Genomic DNA, 10,501 nt, shown 5'->3' with positions numbered 1-10,501 from the left:
CCGTGCAATTGGCCGGGGCGGACAAGGACACGGGCACCCGAAGGTGCCCGTGCGGTCTACATCATGGCGTTGCCGATGCGTGGATCAGAACGCGTACTCAGCCGTCACGCCCAGCAGCGCGGTGGAGCGCTTCGGACCGTCGAACTGGTCGCCGGTCGTTGGGTCACGCAGCTCGCCCGACTTGGCGCGGAAGTAGTCGTAATGCAGGCCGACGCTGAAGTTCTGGGTGGCGTTCCAGCCCGTGCCGACACCGGCATACCAGCTGTTGCGACCGTCGCGGCCACCGCTGGTGAGGCCAAGATCCTGGCCTGCCGAGTTGTAGTAGTTGGCGTCGTTGTCCGAAGCGCGGAAGAAGCCACCACGCGCACCGATGTACCAGGCCGGCGTCAGGTTGAAGCGGGCATTGCCGCCCAGGGTCCAGCCGCGCAGCGCGTTCTCGCTCTTGCGCTCGTTGATCGAATCGTCGCTGAGGGCGTTGCTGACCTCCAGGTTGCCAAGATCGACGTAGCCGCCTTCCACGCCCAGGCCCCATTGCGGGCCGAGCTTCCAGCGATACCCACCGTCGAGCTCGTAGCCGGTGCGACGACCGTCGCGGCTATGGAAAGCGTTGAAGTCGCCGCTGCCGAAACGTCCGGCAGTGCCGCCATCGGTGCGACCGACCGTGCCGGAGGCAAACCAGTTGCCCTGGCCGACATCCAGATCGGGGCGATACGTGTCGCCGCTGCTGCTCTGGGCAAAGGCGGAAGGTGCAACAAGAGCCGCTGCGAGGGCTGCGCAAAGAATGATTTTTTTCACTTCAGGATTCCTTTAATACTTGGGCGGACATGCCAAACCGTAGCGGCGTGTGCGCGATTGGACGTCGGTGCGGACACATGTGCGACGTGGCGTCAGTAAAGGACTTTCGACCTGAAGCGCATCGAAATATTCACGCTTTAAAAAGTCTTGTTTAACGGCCCGTTCAAAGCAGGTTTACGCGCATGAGCACAGTGCGAAATTGCGTGATCCCGATGTGTGCTTGTTGCCCGATGCCAAGCGGCCGCGCTTGAAAGGCGATGCGGAATGATGAGCGGCCTGCATGCGCGTTCCGATGCTCGGCGATTGCGCCCGACGCACTTCGAAGCGGCGCGCGGCAGGCACCGGGACTGTGCTTTTCGATCCTGGTGATGCGCGCACGCGTGGCGCCGATCGCCATGGGTGTCATGGCATCCGGGCGACGCGTATGCGCGGCTGCAGAAGGCGGGCGTCGGGATCGCGTATCTTTCGGTGGGTGTGGTCCCCGCCTGCGTCTTCAATGCTTCCCCATCGGGGAGCCATGCAGCCTCGACCACGATCAGTCACTGCGGCACGACAAGGAGCAACTCGGCTTGGGACGGACCTGGAAGAAGGCAAGCAGCATGTGGACCGGTGCGCTGCTCGCGTTGGCGGGATCGGCTAGTGCACAGCAGGCAGGCGATCCATCGCAGCCTGTGCCCGCGTTGCCGGTGGTACGGACCCTGGAAGAAGTGCGCGCCCTGCCGCCGGACGAGGAAGAGGTGCTGGACCTCTACCGTTTCGAAAATCCCATCACCGTCGATTCCAACCGCTTCGACAAGGCCTATGACGCCGGCATCAGCCCGGAGGAGATGGCGCTGCACCACGGTGGCTACATCAACTACGGCATCAACCGCGGGCTGTACGAAACCTGGAAAGGCTTCAAGCAGCTCACCGGCATGCGGCCTTACGAACAACCCGCCATCGCCAGGCCGCCGCCGCTGACCGAGGACCAGATGCGCAGGGCAGCGGAGCAATCAGCGCTCACGCAGGGCGTTGAAGCCGGGCACTGAGCCCGGCCACATGCGCCAGCGAATCATGCGCAGGTCTGCAGACCGCGGAACGGCAACTGCGCCCGCGCTCAAGCGCTACACCGCGGGCGCGGCGGACCTGGCGTTGGCGAGATGATGATTCAGGCCGACCAGCCCAAGCCCGAGCACCGCCAGTGCGCCACCGGCGAGGGGCACGGCCGTGTACCCCAGGCCCAGCTGCAACACGCCGCCGCCCAGGGCCGCGCCCAGGGCGTTGCCCAGGTTGAAAGCGCCGATATTGACCGACGACGCCAGTCCCGGTGCCTGTTCGGCGACCTGCATCACCTGGGTCTGCACCGGCGGCACGATCGCGAATGCAGCCGCACCCCACAACACGAACATCAGCGCCGCGCTCCAGGTGTGGCCGATGGTCCAGGGCATCAGCAGCATCAGCACCGCCAGCGACAGGAAGAACACCAGCGTGGAACCGATCAACGACCAGTCGGCCAGCCGCCCACCCAGCCAGTTGCCCAGCGTGAAACCCACCCCCACCAGCACCAGGATCAGGGTCACGAAATTGCCGCTGGCGTGGGTCAAGGTGGTCAGCAACGGGCTGATGTAGGTGTACACGGTGAACATGGCGCCGGCGCCCACCACGGTGGTGGCCAGCGCCGTCAGGACCTGCGGCCGGGTGAGCACCTTCAACTCGGCCGCGATATCGGGCTTGCGGCCGGGCTGACCCACCGGCAAGGCCAGACGCAGCGCAAGCATGGTGATCACGCCCAGCGCTGCGGCAATGACGAAGGCCCAGCGCCAGCCCAGGTGTTGGCCGATCCACGTCGATGCGGGAACGCCGCCGATGTTGGCGATGGTCAGGCCCATGAACATGGTGGCCACCGCGCTGGCACGGCGGTTGGCTGGCACCACGCTGGCGGCCACCACCGCGCCAAGGCCGAAGAACGCGCCGTGGTTGAGGCTGGTCAACAGCCGCGACAACAGCAGCGGCAGGTAGCCCGATGCAAACGCGCTGAACAGATTGCCCGCGGTGAAGATGCCCATCAGCAGCATCAACGCCGGGCGCTTGCCATAACGGCTGAGCAGCAGGGTCATGATCGGCGCGCCCACCGTCACGCCGATGGCGTAGGCGCTGATCAGCAGCCCTGCGGTCGGGATGGACACACCCACGCCCTGGGCGATCTCGGGCAGCAGGCCCATTGGGGAGAATTCGGTGGTGCCGATGCCAAAGGCGCCGATGGCCAGGGCAAACAACGCCCAGCGCGCAGCGCGTGCATCGGAGGAAGACGTGTGTGGGGACACGTGGGCGCTCCGTGAAGTGGCCGGCCATCATAGGCAAGTCGGGCGTGCCGGCCGAGACCGGCAACGGAACACACCCGCTGCATCGGTGCATCGCGCGCGGCTGGCACGGGCGACACCACGCGTCTCGCATCCGTGCTTTCGCAGGCGCCATCGCGCAGGCTGCAGCGCAACGGAAAACAAACCACGCGCGCCGCACCGTCACCTACAGTCGTGCAGCACGCGCCGGGAGCAACATGGCCACGCCCGTGCGCTGGCTACACCGCAACGACGAGGGGACGACGCGGATGATCAGGATCAGGTGCTGGGTGTGCGGCAGCGTGGGCGCATGCATCACGCTGGCGGGGCAGGCCGTCGCGCAGGACGCCACACCGCCGATGGGTGCCACACCACCACAGGCCCCGCTGGTCACCACGCTGGAAGAAGTCCGCGCGCTGCCGCCGGACGAAGAGGCGTTGGACCTCTACGCATTCGATAACCCGATCAAGGTCGAGTCCAATCGTTTCAGCAACAGCTACCATCCGCCGCCGTCACCGAAGGAGATTTCCGAGAGCGGCGGCTATCTCTACTACGGCCTGGGACTGCTGCTTGAAAAGGGCGCCGGGGTCGTCGCCAAAGGCCTGCAGAAGATCCCCGGCATCAAGGGCGAGGTCCAGCCCGCCATCGCCCGCCCGCCGCCGCTGGACCTGGAACAGATGGAGCGCGCCGCTCGCATCCGCCAATCGCAGGACGCTGCCGCACCGAATGAATAAGGCTGCCCACGCTGTGCGAAAGTGCCCGCTGCGACTGCAGGCGGGCACGGGTTTCACTCAGAAGTTGATGCTCGTCTTGACGCCGACGATGGTGTAGTTGTCCAGGTTCGCCGCGCCGTTGCCGGCGTGGAAGATCCACTGGACTTCGGGCTGGAAGCGCAGCCAGCCGGTGGCCTGCCAACCGTAGAACAGCTCGGCGGTGTACTCGGAGCCATCCGCAGGCAGGGTGCTCAGGCCCTGCTGGTACAGCAGCGCCTGGTAGGACTTCTCGCGTTCGTTGACATGCAGCGCGGACGCGCCCACGCCGATCTCGTCGGTCGGCCGGGACGCAAACAACCCCGCATAGATGGCGCCGACTGCCAGGGTCCGGTCGATGGTGCTGGTGCGCCGGTCGGAGACCGTGGCGTTGACGAAGGTGCGCAGCCCGCTGCGGGCGCTGTTCTGGTGCCCGCGGGTGAGTTGCTGCTCGAAGGTGAAGTAGCCGCCGTACACGCCATCGCGCATGCGGGCATTCAGCCCGCTCAACGCGGACGGATCGCCGTTGACGTCGGTAAAGACATCGGCCTTGTCGATGTTGCTGTACCACGCGCCGACCTTGTAAGCGCCGGGCAGATCGCCTGCGAACTTTGGCGTCCAGCCGAGTTCCACCGGGAACAGGCTACCGGTGGTGCCGGAAGGATTGAGGGTGAACTTGTGGCCGCGTTCGAGCAGCGCCGGGTTGACCTGGTAGACGCCCAGCTTGAGGTAATGGGTGGCATCGAACTGCACCTGGCCCACCGCGGCCCACTGGCTGATCGGCCAGTTGTACCAGTAGTCGCCGTTGATGTTGCCGGCCTCGGTCCCGCACAGGCCCTGGTTGACGAAGGTGCATTCGACATCGCCGAACTCGCCGCCCACGGTGAGCCGGCCCAGCTTCAGGAACAGGTGGTCATCGAACAGGTGCTGGCCCCACCACAAACCGGTCAGGCGCCAGGTCTGGTCGCGGCCGTAGACCTCCTGCGGCTGCATCAACGTGTCCACGCCGCGGCTGCGGAGGTCGTCGCCATCGCGGTAGCTCACGTCCAGGTGCACTTCCGCACCAGGCAGGCCCCAGAGTTTTTCCAGGTCGAACTTGCTGGACAGCGTGAGCTGCCCGGCATGGGCGCCGACCGAGCGGCCGCCGCTGCCGACGTTGCGGTAATCCTCGGAGGTGTAGCCGAAATTGAACTCGACGCCCTTGTCGGCAAGCGCCTGGCGCTCGCCATTCCAGCCGCCGAACAGATAGGGATTGCTGTCCTGCGCCAGCGCGGGGGCGGCCAGTGGCAGCAGGATCAGGGCAGGCAGCAAGTGTTTCGACTTCATGGGAAAGGCCTTCGAAAGACGTCAATCAAGAACAGGAGAAGGCTGGACGCGCATGCGCCCAGCCATCGGAAAACTGCCGGTGCCATGGGCACCGGCGAGGGTTCGGCTCAAGCCGCCTTGCGGCGACGGAACAGGCGGGAAACCAGCAGCAGCAACACCACGATCACCAGGACGCCCAGGCCGAGCAGCCACGGCGTCAGCGCCTTCAGTGCCGGTGCCGGACCACCGGCGCGCAGTTCGGCGACCTGTTTGGCGTCGACTTTGGTGGCCGGGTTGCCGAAACGCTGGCTGACGTAGCTGGCCACCGCGGCGACCTGGGCATCGGTCATGTCACGGGCGAAGGCCGGCATGTAGGTCGGGCCATCGGCGCCGGTGCGATCGACGCCATGCAGGATCGCCATCACCAGGTTGTTGGGCCTGGCCGCGCCGACCGCACTGTTGTGCGACAGCGACGGGTAGTAATGGTCACCGGTGCCGCCGCCGTTGGGCTGGTGGCAGCTGGCGCAGGCATCGGCATACAGGCGCGCGCCGTCTTCGACCTTGGGCGCATCGGTATAGGTGCGGCTGGCCAGCAGGGCATCGCCGGTTGGCGTGCTTGCCGCCGCGTCGCGCAGCGTCTGGGTGCTGTCCGGGTCATCGAAGCCATAGGCCTGCGCCGGCGCCTGGCCATAGCTCGAGGCCGGCTTGTCCTGGCCCGGGGCGGCCTTGGCGGGCACCTGCTTGAGGTAGGCGGCCATGGCGTGCAGGTCGCTGTCGGACAGGTGGCGCAGGCTGTGCTCGACCGCTTCGGCCATGCCACCAGCAGCCTGGGCCTTGCCTGCGACGTGCCCGGTCTTGAGGAACTGGGCGAGTTCGTCTTCGGACCAGTCACCGATGCCGGAGACCGGATCGGAAGTGATGTTGGGTGCATGCCAGCCAGCCACGTCGCCACCGGCCAGGTACTGGTCCTTGTCGCTGGCCATGAACAGGTTGCGCGGGGTGTGGCAGCTGCCGCAATGGCCCAGCGTATCGACCAGGTAGCGGCCACGCGCAAGCGGGTCCTGCGGCGCCGGCGCGGACGTGTCGGGCTTGTCCACGAACAACTGGTTCCAGAACCCCATCAGCCCGCGGATGCCATACGGGAAACCGAGCTTGGTCACCTGCGTGGGCGGCGTATCGACTGCGGCGACCTGGGTGGTCAGGTACACGTACAGCGCATGGATGTCTGCATCGCTGATGCCGCTGTAGTCGGCATACGGCATGGCCGGATACAGGTGGTGTCCATCGGCGGCCACGCCCTGGCGCACGGCGCGGGCGAATTGCGCCTCGCTCCAGTTGCCGATGCCGGCGGTCTTGGACGGGGTGATGTTGGTGGCGTAGATCGTGCCCAGCGGCGATTGGATCGCGTAGCCGCCGGCATAGGCCTTGCCGCCATCGCTGGCCGTGTGGCAAGCCGCGCAGTCGGCCGCGCGGGCGACGTACTCGCCCTGCATGGCGGTTGCTTCGTGGCTGTCATCGGCCGCGGTGGCGGCGAAGGCGGCGGCACCGAACACGGCGCCGACCAGCAGTTTCAATGCAGTCGTGCTTTTCATGTCGGTGGTCCTCAGAGTTCCTTGGCGATGATGTCTGACGAGCGCATGGCCAGCGCCGCACCGGTCATCGTCGGGTTGTTGGCCTGCGAGGCCGGCATCACGCCCGTGGTCGCCAGGAACAGGTTGTCGTGGTCGTGGGTGCGGCACTCGTGGTTGACCACCGAGTCCTTCGGGTCGGTGCCCATGATCACCGTGCCCATCGGATGGTCGCGGTTCTCCCAAGTGCTGACGTTCTTCTCGAACACCTCGGCGCCGAGCAGGGTCTGGAAGTTGCCGAAATCCTGCTTGACCACTTCGCCGGCCGCGCGCACGTAGTCGCTGACGTCGTAGTGGATGTTCAGCAGTGGCAGCCCGAACTTGTCCTTGTTGCTGGCATGCAGGGTGACCCGGTTGCTCGGGTCGGGCAGGCTTTCGATGTTGGAGGAGATCGGCGTCCAGCGTGCGGCCATGTGGCGGATGCGCTGGTCCAGTTCCGGACCCATCACGCCCTGCGCGAGCAGGCGCTGGGCGATCTGCACGTTGCCGACGAAATTGCCGATTTCGTAGCGGATCGCGCCGTGCTTGGAACGCCACGGACCATCGCGCCACTTCAGCACGTCGCCCTGCTGGACCGGGCCACGGCCGGACCACAGCGGCTCGTCGGCCAGCAGGGTCAGCGAGAACGCGTTGTGGTCCATCAGGTTGCGACCGACCATGTCCGAGGAGTTGGCCACGTCCGACAGCAGCAGCAGGCGCGGGGTCTCGATCGCGTGCGCGGCGATGATGAAATAGCGCGCGGTCAGGCGCACGCTCTTGCCTTCCGGCGTGTGGTAGTGGACCGCGACGATCTTCTTGCCGTCGGCGGCCTTTTCGATCTTGTAGACCGGGGCGTTGTCGATCAGCGTGGCGCCGACGCGCTCGGCCTTGGTGGCATGGCGATCGCCGCTGTACTGCGCGCCGATCGGGCAGATCGGTGAACAGTTGTTGTTGCCCACGCAGGCCGGGCGCTCGCCGTAGGGATCGGTGGCGCGGCCATTGGGCTGGTAGGTGAAGGGATAGCCGCCGGCGGCCACGCGTTCGGCGAACCGCTGGCTGTAGTAGCTCAGTTCCTGCGGACGGACCGGGAAGGGGATGCTGCGCGGCGGATACGGGGCACCGGCATGCCCGCTGTAGTCAGCGTGGTCGTCACCGGAGATGCCCATCTCCACTTCGACGCGGGCGTAGTACGGCTCCAGCTCGTCATAGCCGATCGGCCAGTCGCGGCCCACGCCGTACAGGCTCTTGAGCTTGAAATCGTTGGGCAGGATCCGCCAGCAGGCGCCGCCCCAGTGCCAGGTGGTGCCGCCGACCAGGCGCAGCATGCCGGGGATGTATTCGACCGGCCCGCTGTTTTCGATGTAGCCCGGGGTGAACGAGGTCCGTGCCCATTCCTCGTTGGGATAAGGCTGGTTGCGGTTGCCACCGTTGGAGCTGGCGTTGCCGGAATTGCGGAAGGCCTCGACGATCTTCCAGCGCGGCACGCGTGGGCCGGCTTCCAGCAGCAGGACGGACTTGCCCTGCTGGGCGAGGTTATGGGCGGCGATGCTGCCGATCACGCCTGAGCCGACGACAATGACGTCGGCGTCGTATTGGGTATTGGCCATGGGGGGGTCCTGGCTCCGGGAATGCGATGGCATTCCTGGCTGGGTTAAGAGGGAGAGGGCGGGGCGTTTCAGTCGGTGGCGACGCTGGCCGGCTTGTCCTTCCAGAAGCCCGGACGGCCGCGCGCATAGGTGGGGATGACGGTCACATCCAGCGTCGGCCGCCACATCAGCGCGCCTTCGTAAGTGATGAAGGCCGGGCCATCCTCGGCGCGGTCCTTGACCTGGCCGACCACGCCCAGGTACCAGGCGCTGACGATGGCCAATGCGGTGGCCTTCAGCGCGGGATCGGCTGCGATGGCCGAGCCGGACCAGCCCTGCATGTCGGTCAGGCCGGCGCGCGTGATGGCCGCTTCCAGCTGGCTGAAGCGCTGGGCGAAGTCGGTCTCGCGTGCGCTGATGGCCGCCCAGCCGCGGTCGGCCAGCGATGCGTCGATGGTGTGGCCGGTCAACAGCCGCGACACCGCGATGAAGCTGGCCGGTGCGCGTGGCGTGTCCGTGGCGGATACCGCCTGGGCCCAGCTCCAGGTGGCACTGGTGGCCACGCTGACCGCACCGATGCCCCACAGGGCGGTGACCAGGAATTTGCGCCGGGGCAAGGTGCCGGGATGCTGCTCCGGCGGGATCGATGGGTGCGTCATGGCGAGATCTCGATGGGGAGTGGTGGGCGCGTAGGAGCCATCAGCCGCGCCGGGCATTGGGGTGGCCGGGTCGGCCCGCGGGGTGCGGATCGAGCGGCGTATTTCGATTCATGAGAGCGCGGTCATTTTCTTTGAAAAAGACGGGTGTTCGTCTGTCGTGCATCGGTGCGGGCGTGATTGGGTCGTGCTTCCCTGACGAGGAAACAACGCCGGCGAGCACCACATCGTGGCGTCGGGGGTGTTGCAATCGGCGAAAATGAGAGCGCGGTCATTTTTGGTCGGGGCAATGTAGGCAGGCGGTCCCCAGGTGTCAATGGGTTAGGATTTCCGCCGCTCGGCGCGCCTGGTGGCGGAACTGCGAACCAGGACCTTCCAGGCGCACGGTCAGGAGGTGGTGTGGCGGAAAAATATGCAACGCTCGAGGACGTGGCCAACGTCGTCGGCATGTCGCGCGCGCAGGTGTCCCGGGCATTGCGCGGCGACCTGGGGGTCAAGCCGAGCACCCGCGAGCGCGTCGTCAAGGCCGCCACGGCGCTGGGGTATCGCCCGCACATGGCCGCCCGCCACCTGGCGTCGGCGCAGTCCAACACGGTCGGCCTGGCCATCGGCGAGCCGATGAACCCGTATCACATGCAGTTGGCCCAGGCGCTGGATGCCGAGCTGGCGCGCGCTGGCCTGGATTCGGTGGTCTCGCTGCGTGCGCTGGATGACGCGTCCAGCCTGCGCGAGAGCGACCGGCTGATCTCGTTGCGTGCGGCCGGAGTGCTGCTGATCAGTACCCCGCATGGCGGCAAGGCCATCGCGGAGATCGCCCGGCGCCTGCCCTGCGTCTACCTGGGCAGCAGTGTCGATCACCCCGATGTTTCCACGGTCAGTGCCGATGACGAAGCTGGCGTGCGCACGGCCATGCTGCATCTGATCGCACTGGGGCATCGCCGGATCGCGCATATCGGCGGCGGCCCGGAGCCGGCCGACGCTGAGCGCCTGCAGACCTATCTGCAGGTGATGGCCGAGGCCGGGCTGACGCCGCAGGTGCAGATCGGTCGCAACGACACTGATTCGGGTTGGCGCGGCAGCCATGCACTGATGCGCCAACCCGAACCGCCAACGGCCATCTTCACCGTCAACGATTTCGTCGCTATCGGCGCCATCAATGGCCTGCATGCGCTCGGATTGCGGGTGCCGGATGATGTGTCTGTCATCGGCTTCGATGACATCCCCGCCGCCTCCAGCGAAATGTTGTCGCTGACCACGCTGCGGCAAAACGTCGTGGAGCAGGCTCGATGGGCGGTGCAGTCACTGCAGTTGCGGATGCGCGATCCGTCGGCCGCCGCGATGAATACCGTGGTACCCGTGGAGCTGATCCTGCGCAGATCGGTGAGGAAGCTCGGATAGCGCCGGCCGATCGCGTTGATGTCGAGCATCGACGCAGTTGAACATCAAACCGCGTGTTCGCTTGCACCGGAGGAACCGCAGGCGCTG

At 66.5% G+C, this 10,501-nt stretch carries 10 protein-coding genes; 3 read left to right on the top strand and 7 right to left on the bottom strand.

Translation table 11 applies throughout. From position 1 onward, the window contains the following. Positions 1-84 precede the first annotated feature (84 nt). Together O8I58_RS11325 and O8I58_RS11320 are read right to left on the bottom strand one after the other, a co-directional pair. Positions 85-795 (bottom strand): outer membrane protein, encoded by a 711-nt coding sequence (locus tag O8I58_RS11325; protein ID WP_298315841.1) that lies wholly within the window; start codon positions 793-795, stop codon positions 85-87. Between the two features lie 163 nt (positions 796-958). Beyond that, positions 959-1,192: a hypothetical protein gene (locus tag O8I58_RS11320; RefSeq protein WP_298315838.1), complete on the bottom strand. Its 234-nt coding sequence runs from the start codon at positions 1,190-1,192 to the stop codon at positions 959-961. Positions 1,193-1,394: 202 nt separating this feature from the next. On the opposite strand from O8I58_RS11320, the gene O8I58_RS11315 reads away from it, so the two are divergent. After that, positions 1,395-1,823, top strand: a complete 429-nt coding sequence (locus O8I58_RS11315) for a hypothetical protein (protein ID WP_298315835.1) — start codon at positions 1,395-1,397, stop codon at positions 1,821-1,823. A gap of 75 nt (positions 1,824-1,898) precedes the next feature. On the opposite strand, the gene O8I58_RS11310 is transcribed toward O8I58_RS11315, so the two are convergent. Continuing rightward, complete coding sequence (locus tag O8I58_RS11310; RefSeq protein WP_298315832.1) at positions 1,899-3,098, bottom strand: MFS transporter; 1,200 nt, start codon at positions 3,096-3,098, stop codon at positions 1,899-1,901. Between the two features lie 11 nt (positions 3,099-3,109). On the opposite strand from O8I58_RS11310, the gene O8I58_RS11305 reads away from it, so the two are divergent. Next, positions 3,110-3,847 (top strand): hypothetical protein, encoded by a 738-nt coding sequence (locus O8I58_RS11305; RefSeq protein ID WP_298315829.1) that lies wholly within the window; start codon positions 3,110-3,112, stop codon positions 3,845-3,847. 57 nt (positions 3,848-3,904) lie between these two features. Here the strand turns inward: O8I58_RS11305 and O8I58_RS11300 are convergent, their stop codons facing one another. From O8I58_RS11300 to O8I58_RS11285, 4 genes are all read right to left on the bottom strand, one after another. Continuing rightward, positions 3,905-5,188, bottom strand: a complete 1,284-nt coding sequence (locus tag O8I58_RS11300) for a carbohydrate porin (protein WP_298315826.1) — start codon at positions 5,186-5,188, stop codon at positions 3,905-3,907. A 107-nt stretch (positions 5,189-5,295) separates the two neighbouring features. Further along, a complete protein-coding gene (locus tag O8I58_RS11295) occupies positions 5,296-6,759 on the bottom strand; it encodes a c-type cytochrome (protein WP_298315823.1) in 1,464 nt (487 codons plus the stop codon). Between the two features lie 11 nt (positions 6,760-6,770). After that, positions 6,771-8,381 (bottom strand): GMC family oxidoreductase, encoded by a 1,611-nt coding sequence (locus tag O8I58_RS11290; RefSeq protein WP_298315820.1) that lies wholly within the window; start codon positions 8,379-8,381, stop codon positions 6,771-6,773. Positions 8,382-8,449: 68 nt separating this feature from the next. Next, positions 8,450-9,019: a sugar dehydrogenase complex small subunit gene (locus O8I58_RS11285; protein ID WP_298315818.1), complete on the bottom strand. Its 570-nt coding sequence runs from the start codon at positions 9,017-9,019 to the stop codon at positions 8,450-8,452. A gap of 396 nt (positions 9,020-9,415) precedes the next feature. Between O8I58_RS11285 and O8I58_RS11280 the strand changes: the two genes are divergently transcribed. Beyond that, entirely contained in the window at positions 9,416-10,414 is a 999-nt protein-coding gene (locus O8I58_RS11280) for a LacI family DNA-binding transcriptional regulator (RefSeq protein WP_298315815.1), read from the top strand. The last annotated feature ends 87 nt before the right edge of the window (positions 10,415-10,501 follow it).

This window comes from Pseudoxanthomonas sp., from assembly GCF_027498035.1.
Taxonomy (GTDB): Bacteria; Pseudomonadota; Gammaproteobacteria; order Xanthomonadales; family Xanthomonadaceae; genus Pseudoxanthomonas_A.
The sequence above is the reverse complement of the archived record's forward strand: the minus strand, read 5'-3'. Positions and strand labels throughout refer to the sequence as shown.